Origin of the sequence: Streptomyces sp. NPDC059499 (assembly GCF_042749285.1) — a bacterium.
GTDB lineage: Bacteria > Actinomycetota > Actinomycetes > Streptomycetales > Streptomycetaceae > Streptomyces.
Map to the genome: position 1 here is coordinate 1 of NZ_JBHYTT010000008.1, position 17,446 is coordinate 17,446.

The 17,446-nt window shown below is 71.2% G+C and carries 12 protein-coding genes; 6 read left to right on the forward strand and 6 right to left on the reverse strand.

The genetic code is table 11. From position 1 onward, the window contains the following. Positions 1-66: 66 nt before the first annotated feature. Positions 67-567, reverse strand: a complete 501-nt coding sequence (locus ACFW9O_RS19515; RefSeq protein ID WP_384610843.1) for a DUF5949 family protein — start codon at positions 565-567, stop codon at positions 67-69. Between the two features lie 320 nt (positions 568-887). Here ACFW9O_RS19515 and rsgA point away from each other — a divergent pair, with 320 nt between their 5' ends. Next, on the forward strand, positions 888-2,045 hold the full coding sequence (gene rsgA, locus ACFW9O_RS19520) for a ribosome small subunit-dependent GTPase A (RefSeq protein ID WP_351182408.1): 1,158 nt from the start codon (positions 888-890) through the stop codon (positions 2,043-2,045). Positions 2,046-2,121: 76 nt separating this feature from the next. Then, positions 2,122-3,498 carry a DNA-3-methyladenine glycosylase 2 family protein gene (locus ACFW9O_RS19525; RefSeq protein WP_384611284.1) on the forward strand — a complete coding sequence of 459 codons (1,377 nt, stop codon included), beginning with the start codon at positions 2,122-2,124 and terminating at the stop codon, positions 3,496-3,498. A gap of 11 nt (positions 3,499-3,509) precedes the next feature. On the opposite strand, the gene ACFW9O_RS19530 is transcribed toward ACFW9O_RS19525, so the two are convergent. Beyond that, positions 3,510-3,992 (reverse strand): DUF456 domain-containing protein, encoded by a 483-nt coding sequence (locus ACFW9O_RS19530; protein ID WP_384610845.1) that lies wholly within the window; start codon positions 3,990-3,992, stop codon positions 3,510-3,512. A gap of 73 nt (positions 3,993-4,065) precedes the next feature. Further along, the gene (locus ACFW9O_RS19535) at positions 4,066-5,052 is read right to left on the reverse strand and encodes a helix-turn-helix domain-containing protein (RefSeq protein WP_384610847.1); all 987 of its coding nucleotides are present in this window, start codon (positions 5,050-5,052) and stop codon (positions 4,066-4,068) included. A 209-nt stretch (positions 5,053-5,261) separates the two neighbouring features. Between ACFW9O_RS19535 and ACFW9O_RS19540 the strand changes: the two genes are divergently transcribed. The 3 genes from ACFW9O_RS19540 (at position 5,262) to ACFW9O_RS19550 (ending at position 12,669) form a co-directional block, all read left to right on the forward strand. Further along, positions 5,262-9,026: a S8 family serine peptidase gene (locus ACFW9O_RS19540; RefSeq protein ID WP_384610848.1), complete on the forward strand. Its 3,765-nt coding sequence runs from the start codon at positions 5,262-5,264 to the stop codon at positions 9,024-9,026. A 137-nt stretch (positions 9,027-9,163) separates the two neighbouring features. After that, a complete protein-coding gene (locus tag ACFW9O_RS19545; RefSeq protein ID WP_384610850.1) occupies positions 9,164-10,816 on the forward strand; it encodes a protein phosphatase 2C domain-containing protein in 1,653 nt (550 codons plus the stop codon). 110 nt (positions 10,817-10,926) lie between these two features. Further along, entirely contained in the window at positions 10,927-12,669 is a 1,743-nt protein-coding gene (locus ACFW9O_RS19550) for a pyruvate dehydrogenase (protein ID WP_384610851.1), read from the forward strand. A 12-nt stretch (positions 12,670-12,681) separates the two neighbouring features. Here the strand turns inward: ACFW9O_RS19550 and ACFW9O_RS19555 are convergent, their stop codons facing one another. The 3 genes from ACFW9O_RS19555 to ACFW9O_RS19565 all read right to left on the reverse strand — a co-directional run bounded on the left by ACFW9O_RS19555 (position 12,682) and on the right by ACFW9O_RS19565 (position 16,750). Continuing rightward, entirely contained in the window at positions 12,682-15,798 is a 3,117-nt protein-coding gene (locus ACFW9O_RS19555; protein WP_384610853.1) for an alpha-mannosidase, read from the reverse strand. A gap of 67 nt (positions 15,799-15,865) precedes the next feature. Further along, entirely contained in the window at positions 15,866-16,255 is a 390-nt protein-coding gene (locus tag ACFW9O_RS19560) for a barstar family protein (RefSeq protein ID WP_384610854.1), read from the reverse strand. 96 nt (positions 16,256-16,351) lie between these two features. Beyond that, positions 16,352-16,750 carry a ribonuclease domain-containing protein gene (locus tag ACFW9O_RS19565; protein WP_384610855.1) on the reverse strand — a complete coding sequence of 133 codons (399 nt, stop codon included), beginning with the start codon at positions 16,748-16,750 and terminating at the stop codon, positions 16,352-16,354. A gap of 242 nt (positions 16,751-16,992) precedes the next feature. Here ACFW9O_RS19565 and ACFW9O_RS19570 point away from each other — a divergent pair, with 242 nt between their 5' ends. Continuing rightward, on the forward strand, positions 16,993-17,403 hold the full coding sequence (locus tag ACFW9O_RS19570) for an ATP-binding protein (RefSeq protein WP_351178696.1): 411 nt from the start codon (positions 16,993-16,995) through the stop codon (positions 17,401-17,403). Positions 17,404-17,446: the final 43 nt, after the last annotated feature.

Below are 17,446 nucleotides of genomic sequence, written 5' to 3' on the forward strand. Positions count from 1 at the left end.
ATGCCCACCACTCCACGGGGGGTGGTGGGCATCGCCCTGTGCGCTGTGCGGACCGGGGGCGAGGGGTCAGCCCAGGCTGCGTACCGGCATGAGGCAGTGGGCGGAGGTCCTGATGACCTCCGGGTCGGCCACGAAGGACCGCAGCAGCTCCTCGCTGACCGGCTGCCCGGGGACGGCCGCGGGCCACGGGCGTGTGGCGAACATCCCGTGCACCTTGCCCTCCGACCGTGCCACATCCAGCCACTCGCGCGGCACGGGGCACTGTGCTGTGAAGTGAGGCATCGTCACGACTGCCTGACCGGCCTGGACGAGCAGCTTCACGGGAAGGTTCGGCAGATCCGAGGCGTCCAGTGTCTCGCCTCCCACGCGCAGGCCGCTGCGCTTCAGGGCCGTGTGCATGGCGCTCTCGCCGGCTTCCGGCCCGTCCGGGCCGTCCCCGAGCGAATAGGTGAGCAGGAAGGCGGTCTCACGCCCTGTTCCAGGATTCGACCCGCTCCAGCCGATCAGGATCTGTGTGCCCAACTGGGCAGGGGAGAAAGGGGCGGTGGCGGCATTGGGTGAGGTCATGTCCGGCACACTAACGGCCCGAGACCGGTCGATGTGCATGCGTATCACCTGATCGAGGTAGATTCCGCACCAATTCCAGCGAAGGCGACAGCCGTGTGGTCACGCGCGGAAAACCTGTTGACGCTGCCGGGCCGTCCCGGGCTAATGTGTGCGCAGTTCAAGGAACCAGGAGGTGAGGACATTGATGACTGTCGTTGCGATGGGCGCTGCCCACAACCAGAAGAGCATCGTTCTCACCCCCGTGGCCTCCGGCTGACCTTCACCTTTCTTCTCCGCGCCCGAGCGCGCGGTGCCGGGGCCACCCTTGTGAAGGGTTTCCCTTGTCTTTCCCCATTCTTCCGGTTTCCGTTTCGTCGCACCCGCTGGCTCCGTACGGCTGGGACGACGACTGGGCCGCCGCCTTCGCCCCGTACGCCGAGCAGGGACTCCTGCCCGGCCGCGTGGTCAGGGTGGACCGCGGGCAGTGCGACGTGGTCACCCCGGAGGGCACCCTCCGGGCGGACACCGCGTTCGTGGTGCCCCGCGATCCGATGCGGATCGTCTGCACCGGCGACTGGGTGGCCGTCGACCCCGACGGCGACCCGCAGTTCGTCCGCACCCTCCTTCCACGGCGCACCGCCTTCGTACGCTCGACGTCCTCGCAGCGTTCCGAGGGCCAGGTGCTCGCCACCAACATCGATCACATCGTCATCTGCGTCTCGCTCGCCGTCGAGCTGGATCTCGGACGGCTGGAACGGTTCCTGGCCCTGGCCATGTCCAGCACCGCCGGTGCCGCCCTGCTGGGCGACGGGAAACAGGCCGAGGAGTACGAGGCGCACCCGCTCGTGGTGCTCACCAAGGCCGATCTCGTCCCGGACGCCGCCACGCTCTCCCATCTGGTCGAGGACATCGAGCGCATCGCCCCCGGGGTGCAGGTGCTGCCCGTCAGCTCCGCCACCGGCGAAGGGGTCGATGTGTTCGGTGCCATCGTCGCGGGCGGTACGAGTGTGCTGCTCGGGGTGTCCGGCGCGGGCAAGTCGACCCTCGCCAACACGCTGCTCGGCGAGGACGTCATGGATGTCCGGGCGGCACGCGACGTGGACGGCAAGGGTCGGCACACCACCACGACACGCAACCTCCTCGTGCTGCCCGGCGGCGGCGTGCTGATCGACACCCCCGGGCTGCGTGGGGTCGGGCTCTGGGACGCGGAGGCCGGTGTCGGCCAGGTCTTCTCGGAGATCGAGGACCTGGCGCAGCAGTGCCGCTTCCACGACTGCGGCCACGAGGCCGAGCCGGGCTGCGCCGTGCTCGGCGCGATCGAGGACGGGACGCTGCCGGAACGGCGCCTCGACAGTTACCGCAAGCTGCTCAGGGAGAACCACCGGATCGCGGCCAAGACGGACGCCCGGCTGCGCAGCGAGACCATGCGTGAATGGAAGCGCAGGGGCGCGGAGGGCCGGGCCGCCATGGAGTTCAAGCGGGAGGGCCGGATGCGGTAGAGCGGGCGGACCACCTGGTTCGACGTCCGAAAACCGCGAGTGCGCCTCGGGGACGGGGCGCACACTGGACGGTGTGATGGACGAACAGACCAGGTACGAGGCGGTGAGCAGCCGCGATGCGCGCTTCGACGGGGAGTTCTTCTTCGCCGTCGCGACCACCGGCATCTACTGCCGGCCGAGCTGCCCCGCCGTCACCCCCAAGCGGAAGAACGTGCGGTTCTACCCGACCGCGGCCGCGGCCCAGGGCAACGGCTTCCGGGCGTGCAGACGCTGCCGCCCGGACGCCGTGCCGGGCTCCGCCGAATGGAATGTGCGTGCCGATGTCGTCGGCCGCGCCATGCGGATGATCGGCGACGGCGTGGTGGACCGGGAAGGCGTCCCCGGGCTCGCCGGGCGGCTCGGCTACAGCGCACGTCAGGTCCAGCGCCAGCTCAACGCCGAGCTGGGAGCCGGCCCCGTCGCCCTCGCGCGCGCCCAGCGCTCCCACACCGCCAGGCTCCTGCTGCAGACCACGGACCTGGCCGTCACCGAGATCGCCTTCGCGTCCGGCTTCGCCAGCGTGCGCCAGTTCAACGACACGATCCGGCAGATCTACGCCCGCACCCCCAGCGCACTTCGGACCGAGGCCGGCACGGGCACCGGTGGGGGGCTGCGCGAGGGACGAAGGGCCGGAATCCCGCTCCGGCTCGCCCATCGCGGCCCGTACGCAGCCCGCGAGGTCTTCGACCTCCTCGGGGCCGAGGCCGTGGCCAGGATCGAGGAGATCGGCGGAGCCCCCGGCGCACGCACCTACCGGCGCACGCTCCGGCTCCCGTACGGCACCGGAGTCGTCGCCGTCGACGAGGCCTCCGCCGGACCGTGGCTGGAGGCCCGCATCGCGCTCACCGACCTCCGCGACCTGACCACCGCCGTACAGCGGCTGCGCAGGCTCCTCGACCTCGACGCCGATCCGTACGCCGTCGACGAGGCACTCGGTGCCGATCCGCGGCTGGCACCGCTCGTCGCGGCCCGCCCCGGCCTGCGCTCGCCGGGCGCCGCGGACCCGGAGGAGTTCGCCGTGCGCGCCCTCGTGGGCACGGAAGCCGCCGAAGGACTGGTGGAGCGGTACGGGAAGGTCCTTGACGTGCCGTGCGGCGGCCTCACCCATGTCTTCCCCGAACCGGACGTGCTGGCCGTCCGGGCCGAGGATCCAATCCTGCGTGGGCTCGCGGGCGCCCTGGCCGACGGAACCGTACGGCTCGAGGCCGGAGCGGACCGCGACGAGGCGGAGCAGGCACTGCGGCGGCTGCGCGCGATCGCACCGGCTACCGCGGGACTGATCCGTATGCGGGCACTGGGCGATCCCGATGTGGACCCGCACGGGACACGGGGGACCGAGGGCCTGCGGCCCTGGCGTTCGTACGCCGTACGACACCTGGAGCTCGCGGACCGAGGAGCGCCCCCGGGGCGGTAGGCGCAGGCCCGTCAGCCCCAGATCACGGCGCCCAGCCACGCCCCGACCACCAGCAGACAGCCGAAGAGCTCCAGGAGCACCGAGTAGCCCGTCGCCCGCATGACCGACTTGACCGAGGTCCAGCCCGCCCTGCGGGTGCCCAGCCGCAGTCGCTCGGCCCCGTAGATCGCGCCCACGTAGCCCAGCAACCCGCCGATCACCGGCACCACGAAGAACCCGGCGATCGCAGCGACCCCGCCGATCATCAGCGTCTTGCGGGGAGCTCCCGACTCCTGCGGGCGGCGTGACGGCAGCAGCGCCTTCAGCGCCTGGTTAAGCAGGAGCAGGCACGTCGCCCCGATCAGTACCCCCCAGGCGAGCGGCGTCGTGTCCGTCAGTGCCCACCACAGCACCGCGGCCCAGACGATCGCCTGCCCGGGCACACCCGGCGCCAGCACACCGACCAGGCCGAGCAGCATCACCGCGCCCACGGCAACGAGCTGCCACACACTCATTCGACAAGCCTGCCGGAGTCCGCCTGTTCCCGCCCGTCAGCGCAGGTCCGACGGGGGGCGAACCCCCAGCCGGTCAGCGCGGCGCCCGGGCCACCCAGCCGCGTTCGTACGCGTGCCAGCCCAGCTGCAGCCGTGTGGACACCCCGGTCAGTTCCATGAGTCCCTTCACCCGCCGCTGCACGGTCCGCAGGCCCAGTTCCAGCTGTTTCGCCACACTCGCGTCCGTCATACCGGCGAGCAACAACGACAGGATCTCCAGATCGGTGGAATCCGGCCCCGTGCCTGCCTCCTCGTGGACGCCGCCCTCACCCAGCCGCAACGGCATCGCATCGCGCCAGACCGCCTCGAACAGTCCCATCAGCGACTCCAGCAGACCGCTGCCGTGGACGACGAGCGCGGCCGGCTCGGCCCCGCGCCCCGTCAGCGGCACCATGGCCAGTGAAGCGTCGGCGACCACCAGTTTGGTCGGCACCCGGTCGACCACCCGGCACTGCTCGTCGCGGCTCAGCGCAGCCGAGAGCTCCACGATCCCGGACGGCAGCTCGAGCACATCGCGCTCGACGACGACCCGGTAGGCCACTCCGCGCATCGCAGCCTGTTCCTCGGACTCGTTCTCCATGCCCGTGACCGCGATGGGCTTTCCCGTGACCAGCGCGCAGACCTCCGAGACGGCGCCCAGCTGCAGCTGGTGGAAGCGATGCGTCACCGCACTCGCACCGGTCACCACCTCCACCAGGTCGTGCACCGCGGGCTCGGCCGCCTCCGCCCGGTACTCCTCGGCGAGCAGTGCGGACGCGAGCTCGGCCTGCTCCAGCTCGTGCCGCTGCTGAGTCAGCAGCGCGCCCAGTGCGACCCCGGGCGGCGCAGCCACCCAGCGGTTCGTCCGTGACGACGACTGGGCGGCGAGACCCTGCTGTTCCAGCCGGCGCAGCGCCCGCTCCGTGTCCGCCTCCGGCAGGGCGAGCCGGCGCGCGAGATCGGAGAGCTCTGCGGCTCCCGCCGCGACGAGCGCCCGGTAGGCCGCTTCCTGTCTCTCGTCGAGACCTATCGCTGCCAACATCTACCGACCCTCCCCAGGATGGTGTGCGCGCGTCTGTGCGCCTGGTCGGCCGGCCGGTCGTGGCGGAAAACGGCCACGGCGCAAACCCGCCGGGCACATCATCCCCCGTACCACCGGCAGCTCTGCCAATGTGGCGCCACCGCAGCACCAACAACCTTTCGAATGTGCCGCCTTGTGCCGATGCATTCCGGAATGACCTGGGGAGAGCGATGCGCCCGATATCGCGTACGGCGCTGGGAGCGGCCACCGCCGCCGTCCTGGCCGTCACCGCGATCGCACCGTCCGTGGCGGCGCCACAGGACGACTCGACCGCCAAGAGACCGCTGACCGGCAGCACGGCCGCAGCCTCCGAGGATGTCCCGACCACCGTCACCCTCGTCACCGGCGACAAGATCCTGGTGAGGACCGACGGTTCGGGCGCCGACTCCGCAACCGCCCTGCCCCGCGAGGACGGCACGGTCCCCCTCGTCCAGACCCGGCAAGCCGGCAAGGACCTGTACGTCTACCCGGAGGCGGCCGTCGCCGCCCTGGCCTCCGGCACGGTCGACGAGGAACTCTTCAACGTCACCGGACTGATCCGCCAGGGCTACGACGACGCCCACTCCACGACGGTCCCGCTGATCGCCACGTACACCGGCCGGACCGGGCGCAGCGCCCCCGCCACTCCGCGCGGAGCCGAGCGCGGACCCGACCTCGCGGCCGTCGACGGCGTCGCGCTCAAGGCCGACAAGAAGCAGACCGCCGCCTTCTGGGCCGACGTCACCGGCACGCGCGCCCGCTCGGCCGACGGTCTGAAGAAGCTCTGGCTCGACCGCAAGGTCCAGGCCACCTTGGACCGGTCGACCGCGCAGGTCGGGGCCGACCTCGCCTGGGCCGCCGGATTCGACGGCAAGGGCACCAAGGTCGCCGTCCTCGACACCGGTGTCGACGCCGAACACCCCGACCTCAAGGGCCGGATCGCCGACTCGAAGAACTTCACGGACTCCGACACCACCGACGACCGGCAGGGCCACGGCACCCACACCATCTCCACCGTGGGCGGCTCCGGTGCGGCGAGCGACGGCAAGAAGAAGGGCGTCGCCCCCGGCGCCGACCTGCTCGCCGGCAAGGTCCTCAACGACAGCGGTTCCGGCGCCGAGTCCTGGATCATCGCCGGTATGCAGTGGGCCGTCGACCAGAAGGCCGACGTCGTCTCCATGAGCCTCGGCAGTCAGACGCCGACCGACTGCACCGACCCGATGAGCGTCGCCGCCGAGGAGCTCGCCCGGAGCAAGGACACCTTGTTCGTCATCGCGGCCGGCAACTCCGGTCCGACACTGAACACCGTCTCCTCGCCGGGCTGCGCCCCCGGTGTGCTGACCGTCGGAGCCGTCGACCGGGACGACTCCACGGCCCAGTTCTCCAGCCGCGGACCCGCGATCGGCTCGCACACCCTCAAGCCCGAGCTCTCCGCCCCCGGCGTCGACATCTCGGCCGCGGCGGCCGGTGGCCGCGGGGTGTACGCGTACCGGACGATGTCCGGCACGTCGATGGCCACCCCGCATGTCGCGGGCGCCGCGGCCATCGTGAAGCAGCGTCACCCGGACTGGACCGCACAGCAGATCAAGGCCGCTCTCGTCTCCTCCGCGAAGAGCGACATCCCCGGCGACGTGCGGGAGACCGGCGGCGGACGCCTCGACGTGAAGGCCGCCATCGACACCACCGTCGTCGGCGCACCCGCGCTCCAGGGCGGCACGTTCAACTGGCCGCAGGACAGGAGCGACCGCACCGCGGTCGACGTCCCGTACACCAACTCCGGCACCGAGCCGGTGAAGCTGTCGCTGAAGGTCCAGGGCGTCACCGGCAACGACGGTTCGGCCGTCCGTTCCCCGGTCGCCAGGCTTGAGGCGAGCACCGTCACCGTCCCCGCCGGAGCCACCGTCACGGTTCCGCTGAAGATCGACCCGACCGCGAGCCTGAAGGCCGCCCAGTACGGCGATGTGACCGGACGCGTGCTGGCCACCGGCCCCGGCGGGGTCAAGGTCTCCACCCCGTTCTCGCTGTACGTCGGCGCCGAGACGGTCACCCTGCGCGTCAAGCTCGTCGACCGCACCGGCAAGCCCGCCGCCGGCAGCTCCTCCGTGGACGTCATCGGCACCGACACCGCTTCCGGCGAGCGCCGCTTCAACGACGGTTCGACCGACCAGGTCTACGAGGTGCGTCCCGGCGCCTACTTCGTCTCCAGCTTCATCACCTCGCCGGACCTGAAGGACACCACTGGCAGGATGGTCGAATCCGTCGGATACCTCGCCAGGCCGCAGTTGAACGTCACCAAGGACACAGTCCTGGTCCTGGACGCCCGCGAGGCCCATCGGATCCAGGTCCGGACGGAGGACCGCACGTCCGAGACCCGCTCCGCGACGCTCGCCTTCGGCCGCAGCTGGGACGACGTCTGGCTGCACTCGGGCTCCATCAGCGCCGGGCGCGCCATCAGGAACTACGTGGTCGACGTCCAGGGCAGGGCGAGTGACGGCGACTTCGAGTTCGCCAGCTTCTGGCGTGCGTACGCTCCGCAGATCGAGAAGCTCTCGGTCGTCGGCGGTGCCGCACTGCACCCGAGGACGGCGAGCACCGGCTCCGTCAACCTCGACGGTACGGGCGAGGCCGCGCTCGTCGACGCGGGCACCGGCACCCCCGACGAGCTGAAGGCCGCCGATGTCAGGGGCAGGATCGCCCTGGTGAAGGTGGCCGACGACGGATTCATGACCGTCCAGGCGCGCAACGCCGCGGCCGCCGGTGCGAAGGCGATCATCGTGCACCGGCCGTCCGCCGGCCCCTGGCAGCCGTCCGTCGGCTACGGACAGGCGCCGCTGCCCTCCCTCGCAGTCGAGGCGGGTGAGGCCGCCGGCCTGACCGCAGCTCTCGCCGACGGTCCCGTGACACTGCGCTGGAAGGGCACTGCCGCCAGCCCGTTCGTCTACAACCTCGGCTTCCCCGAGACAGGCCCGATCACCTCGGACCGTACCTACAAGGTCCGTGACAGCAAGCTCGGCAAGAGCACCGCCACGTACGAGGCCATGGGCATCGCGGCCGACTACGTCGACTCGATGGTCGTCTCCCGCCCGTACGGCACACGCTTCAACGCCGGGACGTCCGACGCCGTCGCCGCCCCCGGCAAGCGCACCGAGTACTACTCGGCGGGCGACAGCCGCTGGGAACGCTTCATCTCCTCCAGTTTCCCCTGGGGCGAGACCATGTTCGACAAGCCCCGTACGTACAAGGCGGGCCAGCAGCGTACGGAGAACTGGTACCGGGGCATCCTCGGCCCGTCGGCTCCGCTCAGCCTGCAGGGCGAGCAGCAGCTCGCCGCCGAGCGTCAGGACAACCTGATCGGCGTCGCCCCGGGCTTCTGGGCCGACACCGAACACGGCGGACTGCAGGGCTCCTTCGGCGACCTGGGCGGCATGACGCTCACCAGCGGTGGCGAGGAGCTCGGCCATTCCGGCTGGCCTTCCGGAGTGTTCACCGTCCCGGCCGAGGATGCGGCGTACGAACTCACCATGGTGACCTACAAGATGGGTCAGCCGGCCGCGGTCTGGAAGCGGTCGACCCAGACCCAGACCGTCTGGAAGTTCCGCTCGCACCGCGAGGAGAACACCTACTCCCAGGGCATTCCGCTGCTCTTCCCGGGCTACGACCTGGCGACGGACGGGCTGAAGACCCTGGCGGCGCAGGACGGCCAGAAGATCGACCTGAGCGTCACCGGCCACGCCGGCTACACGCCCGGCAGGCTGACCGCGGCCAAGGTCTCCTACTCGTACGACAACGGTGAGACCTGGACCGCCGCCACCACCGCGGAGAAGGGCGGCCGCTGGACCGCGACCGTGAACCACGCGGGAGCGGCCGGCAAGCCCGTCACTCTGAAGACCGAACTGACGGACGCCAACGGCAACTCCGTCATCCAGACCGTGACCGACGCGTACGCAGTGCGCTGACGTCACCCCGACCGTCCGCCGGGCGTCCTTCCCGTGGGGGGTGGGGCCGCCCGGCGGACCTGTTTCCGGCTGTCAATTCCGGGCCTCTTTTCCGGATGAACCGTTTTCGCACGGCTCGCGCGGTGGACAATATGGGCATGAGTCAGCAGGGGGAGACGCCCGCCGCCCACGAGGACGACTGGTGGCGCAGGCTGTACGACGAGACCGCGCCGGACACGGGGCCCAGCAACGCGGCCGACAGTCTCGACGACCGCTTCGACTCCGCGTCGGATGCGGTGGGTACGCCGGAGGATCCCGCAGACCCGGAAACGAACGACGGCCCGGGAACGGGAACAGGCGCAGGCCCGGGCGCCGGCCGCCATCGCACCACCCCGGCACCGGATGCCTTCGCCGTCCAGGAGGGCGGAGCCGCTGTCCCGGTACCCGATCCGCGCTTACCCGCGAGGCCTTCGGATCCCGGCGTGCCGCCCACCGGCGCTCACCGGCGACAGCGGACCGCACCGGAGGTGCCCCCGGTGCCGCAGCGGTCCGCCGCGGACGGCGTGCCCCCGCCACCGCGAGCCGTACCGCCCGTGCCGCGGACACCTGCCGGGCCACCACCCCCCACGCCGCCGCGCACGGTGGCGTGCCCCGCTCCGTGGGAGCCCCCGGCCGGATCCCCGCAGCCGCGGACCTTCGCCACCGCGCCGCCGCCCGAGCCGGCTGCCGGGCCCGCAGGTGCCGCGGCGGCGCAGGCCGGGTCCACCCCCGACGGTTCCCCCGGACAGCCCTCGGACCCCGTCCCCGCCCCCCGCCCCGTCGTCGGCCACATCGGGGACCGCCCGCCCACCTACGACGCCGAACCCGTGGCCCTGCCCGTATCGGGCCCCGGTGACCTCGACGGGCTCGTCGCCGACACCGTGCTCGACGGCGCCCGGTACGGGACGTACACCCTGCGGGCCGCCTCCGTACGCGGGGACTCGGCGCGCTTCCGGGGCGAGCCCCGGCGTGACGCCCTGCTGACGGCCCGCTTCGGTGCCGGTGACGGCTCCCTCGTCCTGGTCGCGGTCGCCGGCGGTGCCCGGGCCGCCGAGCACGCGCATCTCGCCGCCGCCGACGCGTGCCGCTGGATCGGGAGTGCCGTCGGCCGCAGCCACACCAGGCTCTCCGACGACATAAGGGCGGGACGCAGGGGCGATCTCAAATCGGGTCTGCACCGTCTCACCGACCGGACCTACGGCAAGCTGCGCGCCCGCGCGGCGGAGCTGGGCATCGAAGCCGACGCCTACACCGTGGGCCTGCGCTGCCTGCTCCTGTCGGCCGACCCCCGGTGCCGCACCCGGGTCTTCTTCGGCATCGGCGACGGGGGCCTGTTCCGACTCCGGGACGGTGCCTGGCAGGACCTCGAACCGCCGGTGCCGCCCGCCGGTGCCGGCCGGGGGGAACCCGTCGTCGGTTTCGGCTCGCCACCCCAGCCCGGTACGGAGAGCGAAGAGGGACCCGGCGGCGACCGGCTGACGATGGACCTGCAGATCGCGACGCCGCCGTCCCCGTACATCGAGAGTCCGGTGCCGCCGCCCGCCGAGCCCTTCCGGTTCCGCGCGTCGGTCGCCCGTCCGGGGGACACGCTGCTGCTCTGCAGCAACGGTCTGGCCGAACCGATGCGGGGCGAGCCCGCCCTCTCCGAGGAGCTCGCCGAACGCTGGGGCGCCGCCGCGCCCCCGGGGCTGGCCGCGTTCCTCGCGGACGTCCAGACAAGGGCCAAGGGGTACGCCGACGACCGCACGAGCGCCGCGGTCTGGGAGGCGTAACGCCGCACCCCATGGGTTGATGGACTCCGGAGTCCGACGGCCGGCTGTCCCGGCCCCGGAGCCGGGACAGCCGCATGTGCGCCGAGCACACGCAGAGAGGGCGCACCCCCATGGCCAAGCAGAACGTGTCGGAACAGTTCGTCGACATTCTCGTGCGGGCGGGGGTGAAGCGGATGTACGGCGTCGTCGGGGACAGTCTCAACCCCGTGGTCGACGCCATCCGGCGCAACGCCGCCATCGAATGGATCCAGGTCAGGCACGAGGAGACCGCGGCATTCGCCGCCGGCGCGGAAGCCCAGATCACCGGCACCCTGGCGGCCTGCGCCGGGTCGTGCGGCCCGGGCAACCTGCACCTCATCAACGGCCTCTACGACGCCCACCGCTCCATGGCCCCGGTCCTCGCCCTCGCCTCGCACATCCCCTCGAGCGAGATCGGGCTGGGCTACTTCCAGGAGACCCATCCCGAGCTGCTCTTCCAGGAGTGCAGCCACTACAACGAGATGATCTCCAACCCGCAGCAGATGCCCCGGCTGCTCCAGACCGCCGTCCAGCACGCGATCGGGCGCGGCGGGGTCAGCGTCGTCTCGATGCCCGGCGACATCGCCGCCCGGCCCGCCCCGGAGAAGTCGATCGAGCACGCCCTGGTCACCACGCGGCCCTCCGTGCGGCCCGGCGACGAGGAGATCGAGAAGCTCTGCCGGATGGTCGACGAGGCCGAGCGGGTGACGCTGTTCTGCGGCAGCGGCACCGCGGGCGCGCACGCCGAGGTGATGGAGTTCGCGGGGCGCGTCAAGGCCCCGGTGGGGCACGCGTTGCGCGGCAAGGAGTGGATTCAGTACGACAATCCCTATGATGTCGGGATGAGTGGGCTGCTCGGCTACGGCGCCGCCTACGAGGCCACCCACGAGTGCGACCTGCTCATCCTGCTGGGGACCGACTTCCCCTACAACGCGTTCCTCCCGACCGATGTGAAGATCGTCCAGGTGGATGTGCGCCCCGAGCACCTGGGCCGTCGCTCCAAGCTCGATCTGGCGGTCTGGGGTGACGTACGCGAGACCCTGCGGTCCCTCACACCGCGCGTGAAGGCCAAGACCGACCGCAAGTTCCTCGACCGGATGCTGAAGAAGCACGCGGACGCGCTCGAGGGCGTGGTCAAGGCGTACACCCGCAAGGTCGAGAAGCACGTTCCGATCCACCCGGAGTACGTCGCCTCGGTGCTCGACGAACTCGCCGACGACGACGCCGTGTTCACCGTCGACACCGGTATGTGCAATGTGTGGGCAGCCCGCTATCTCACGCCCAACGGCAAGCGCCGGGTGATCGGTTCGTTCAGCCACGGTTCGATGGCCAACGCTCTGCCCCAGGCGATCGGCGCCCAGTTCACCGACCGGAACCGGCAGGTCGTGTCGATGTCCGGCGACGGTGGATTCAGCATGCTGATGGGCGACTTCCTCACCCTGGTCCAGTACGACCTGCCGGTGAAGGTGGTCCTGTTCAACAACTCCTCGCTCGGCATGGTCGAACTGGAGATGCTCGTCGCGGGGCTGCCCTCGTTCGGTACGGCCAACAAGAACCCGGACTTCGCGGCGGTCGCCCGTGCCTGCGGGGCGTACGGGGTGCGGGTGGAGAAGCCCAAGCAGCTCGAAGGCGCCCTCAAGGACGCCTTCAAGCACAAGGGCCCCGCCCTCGTCGACGTGGTCACCGACCCGAACGCGCTCTCCATCCCGCCGAAGATCAGCGCCGACATGGTGACCGGATTCGCGCTCTCCGCCAGCAAGATCGTGCTGGACGGCGGAGTGGGACGGATGCTCCAGATGGCCCGCTCCAACCTCCGGAACATGCCACGTCCCTGACCCGCGGCCCGCTCAGGCGGGTGTCAGCCGCACCGTCAGGATCTGGAAGGGCCGGAGCGACAGCACCAGACCGTCCTCGCCGGCCACGGCCTCCTCCACCGGCCGCTCCAGCAGATCGGTGATCTGCGCCCGCACCACGGGGAAGCCGACCCGCAGGACGGTGTCCGCCCGCCCTCCGGCCGACTCGTACAACCGCACGACGACATCACCGCCACGGTCCTCGGCGAGCTTCACCGACTCCACGGTCACGGCCGGATGCCCCGTGGTCACCAGCGACGGCACGGCCGGGGCCACCGCCGCCCGCAGCGGCAGATTGAGCGCCAGCCCCTCCCGCACCGCGTCGGTGACCTCCGCACCGGGGGCCAGGGCGTAGCGGAAGCGGTGCGTCCCGAGATCGGCGTGCGGGTCGGGGCTGTGCGGTGCGCGCAGCAGCGACAGCCGTACGGTCGTGCCGAGCCCGGCCCCGTGCGGGGTCCGCGTCACCTCGTGGCCGTACGTCGAGTCGTTGAGGACCGCGACGCCGTAGCCCGGTTCGGCGACGCGCAGCCAGCGGTGGGCGCAGATCTCGAAACGTGCCGCGTCCCAGCCGGTGTTGTCGTGCGTCGCCCGGTGCACATGGCCGAACTGGATCTCGGCCGTTGACCGTTCGGCATGGACGTCCAGCGGGAAGGCCGCCTTCAGGACCTTCTCCGACTCCTGCCAGTCCACCTCGGTCTCGATGTCCAGCTGCTTGCTGCCCGCGGACAGCCGCAGCTCCTGCACGATCCGGGACGCTCCGAACGAGCGCACCACACGGACGGCGGACCGCAGCGGCCCGGCCTCGACCGTCTCGACCGAGTCCGCGTCCGTCAGGTCCGTGCGGGAGCGGCGGTAGTGCCGGTCGATGTCCCAGGCGTCCCAGTGGTTGGGGTGATCCGGGTGCAGCTGAAGGAGGTTCGCCCGGAGGCCGGGGGCGAGGACGTCCCGGCCGGCCACCAGGTCGCGCACCGAGGCGATCAGCCCGTCCCGGTCGACCGTGACCCGCAGGAGCCCGTTGTCCAGAACGATTCCCCCGTCGTCCGCCGTGCCGGTCGCCGTGGCCGCGTGCTCGGGCACCACGGAGCCGTCCAGCAGCCCCGCACCCAGGGCCGGCGTCCGGGCGGCCACCGCCGTACGCCCGTCGCCCAGTACCTGCACATGGGCACCCGACGGCAGCACTCCGCTCGCGTCCGCGTCCAGTTCGAGGATCTGACCGCGGTCGTACGGCGAGGCGTTGAGCGCCACGAGGCCCTCCGGCCGGCCGAGCGCCGTCACCGCCTCGGCCACCGCGTCGGCGAGCTCCGCCCGCACCGCCTCGTACGTGTCGCGGGCCTCGCGGTGCACCCAGGCGATGGACGAGCCGGGCAGGATGTCATGGAACTGCAGCAGCAGGACGGTCTTCCAGATCCTCTCCAGCGTCTCGTACGGGTAGCGGTAGCCGGGGTTGCGCAGGGCCGCCGCCGTCGCCCACAACTCCGCCTCACGCAAAAGGTGTTCACTGCGCCGGTTGCCCCGCTTGGTGGCTGCCTGGGAGGTGTACGTCCCCCGGTGCAGCTCCAGGTACAGCTCGCCCGACCAGACCGGCGCCTCGGCCCCGTACTCCTCCTCGGCCGCCGCGAAGAACGCCGAGGGCTTCTCGATCTCGACCCGGGGCGAGCCCTCCAGATCCCGGAGCCTGCGGGCCTTCTCCAGCATCTCGCGGGTCGGTCCGCCCCCACCGTCGCCCCAGCCGAACGGCACCAGGGAGCGCGAGGCGCGGCCCTTCTCCGCGAAGTTCCGTTCGGCACGGGCGAGTTCGCGCGCGTGGAACTGGGCGTTGTACGTGTCCACCGGAGGGAAATGCGTGAAGACCCGGGTCCCGTCGATGCCCTCCCACCAGAACGTGTGGTGCGGCATCCTGTTGTGCTGGTTCCAGGACAGCTTCTGTGTCAGGAACCACCGGACCCCGGCCAGCCGGGCCAGCTGCGGGAAGGCCGCCGTGTAGCCGAAGGAGTCCGGCAGCCAGATCTCCTCCGTCTCGACGCCGAGCTCCTCGGTGAAGAACCGTTTGCCGTGCACGATCTGCCGGGCCAGCGCCTCACCGCCGGGCATGTTGGCGTCGGACTCCACCCACATCGAGCCGACCGGCGCCCACTGGCCGTCGGCGACCGCCTGCTTGATCCGCTCCCAGATGTGCGGCTGATGCTCCTTCACCCAGGCGTACTGCTGGGCCTGGGAGCACGCGAAGACCAGCTCCGGATAGTCCTGGGCGAGCGCGGTGACATTGGCGAAGGTGCGCGAGGCCTTGCGTACCGTCTCGCGCAGCGGCCACAGCCACGCCGAGTCGATGTGCGCGTGCCCGGCCGCCGACACGCGGTGCGCGCTCGCCGAGGCGGGCCTGGACAGGGCCTGGGCCAGCTCCGCCCGCGCAGCCGCCGCCGTGCCCGCCACATCGTGCAGATCGAGCGCGTCCAGCATGTGTTCCAGCGCCCGCAGGATCTCGTGGCGCCGGGACCGGTCGGCGGGCAGTTCGGCCATCAGCTCGGACAGCACCTCGATGTCCAGGACGAGATGCCAGACGTCCTCGTCGAGGACGGCGAGATCGGCGGAGGCGAAGGTGTAGAGGGGGCGGTCCCCGGCGGTCAGCACGTCGCCGAGCGGGGTCGGTTCGAAGCCGTGCTCCAGAACGGCGGGGTTGGCCGCCGCCTCCAGAAGCAGGGCGACCGGCTCGCCGCCCTGCGCCGCCGCGGCGACCGTGAGGTGCCGGTTGCGCGGATGGATGCCCTTGAGGGGGACACCGTCGGAGCCGTACAGCATCCCCTCCGCCTGGAAACCCGGCCCCTGGCCGGAGAACCCGGGATCGACGACCACTTCCACCCGGCGTCCCGACCACTCCTCGGGAACGACGCCCGTGAGCCGGAACCAGGTCGTGGACCACGGCCTCCCCCACGCCGTACCGGTCACGAAGGGCTCGTAGGCCTGATCGAGAGCGTCGGCCACCGGTACGGGTTCGCCGGGTGCGTGCCAGGCGGAGAGGGTCAGAGGGGTGCGGGCCGCGTACTGGGCGGGGCGGACGAACTGCTGGAGCGCCCGTTCCAGGCGGCCCTCCACCAGTGTGCGGTCGTCGTGCATCACGGCTCCTCGGGGTCGGTGCCTGCGGGGTGTTACACGGGTTCACTTCCCCGTACGGCACCCGTGATCACCTCAGCCGCAGAGTCCCGGGCGCGGTCCGTTCCCTGATGACGTCCACCAGCGTGTCGAAGAGCGTCGGGCCCCGGCCGGCCAGCGCCTCGGCCAGCGCGTGCTCGGCAGCGGCCCTCCCGGTGGGGTGCACACGGGGGAGCGTGCTGCGCAGACGGCGTGCGGTCTCCTCGTGGCCGAGCGCACGGGCGGAGAGCTCGTGATCACGCCACTCGATGACGAAGGCGGCGTCGTCCGGGGTGCCCATGCCGCCGCTCAGACAATCCGCGAACGAGTCGAGGCTGCGGCCGAAATAGCCGCCGGGGCCGTTCACCGCCTCGCCGACCACGTCCCAGAAGCGCTCCAGGCCGGTGACCTCGGAGCCGTCGATCACATAGATCACGGTCATGCGTGGAGGGTACAAGCGCGGTTCTCCCGCCGCCGGTCCGGTGATCCGCGCCGCAGGTGGGGGACAACGGCGCGGACCGGACCGGGGGATCGCTGATCAGCAGTCGTGGTCGACCAGGTCGAAGGACTCGTAGTGGTCAGCGGTGTAGTAGTCCTCCTGGACCTCTTCACCCGTCACGATCCGACGGGCCCCGCGGGTCGGGGAACCAGGCGTGACGACCGTGTACTCGTGGTAGTAGCCGGTTCCCTGGCTCGGCAGGATGCCTTCCCGGTTCTGGAAGACGGTGCCGTCCTGGTCGTACGGGAAAGGACCTCCCGCGTCGATGAGATCGAGGGTGTCGTGTGCCTGTGACGGCAGGGCGGAGTAGCAGACGCTGCCGACCGCGGTGACCGAGGGGACGGTCGCGGCCGTCGCGGTGACCGGGCCGCCGACGAAGAGGACGGACAGGAGGGCGGCGATGCCGCCGAGCGTGGTGATGCGTGGGGGGATTCGCATGGGCACCATGATGACGCGCGTAGATCCCCATCCGTCAACGCCGACTCATGTGAATCTTTTGGAAGTTGACCGTGGACACGGAAACGTCACGCACTGGCCTTCCGACCGGGGTTGCGCCGGTATTCGTTCACCTGTTGACGGTCCCCGAAAGCGTGAGTGCCCGTCTGTGGGGCATGCATCCCGTGAAGGTGTTCGAGGGATGACGACTCGAAGGAGGTCGATTCACTGTGCGCGCGGGGGATATGAAGAAGCGACAGGAGAGCCGACCGGTGCGGCTGCACCGGAGACTGGGCCACGCGGATCTCTCGGGCGTGGGGGAAGTGAGAGGCGCCCTGCGGGAGTTCCTGCGCTACCGCTCGCGCCCCGAGGACACCGACGTGGCAGAGCTCCTGCTGAGCGAACTCGTGACGAACGCCCTGATCCACACCCGCACCGGCGCAGTGGTCACGGTGACGGCCGCGCCCAGGCGATTACGGGTGGAAGTGCGCGACTTCCTGGCGGGGCAGGAGCCCGAGCCGTACGTACCGAACGCCGACGACGGTACGCACGGCAGGGGACTGCTCCTCGTGCAGAGCCTGGCCGACTCCTGGGGAGTCACCGCACAGGCGCTGGGCAAGGTGGTCTGGTTCGAGCTGAACAGGGAAAAACCCTGAGGCCCGGGGCCTCTCGTCCGGATCCGGACGGATCCGAACGAGG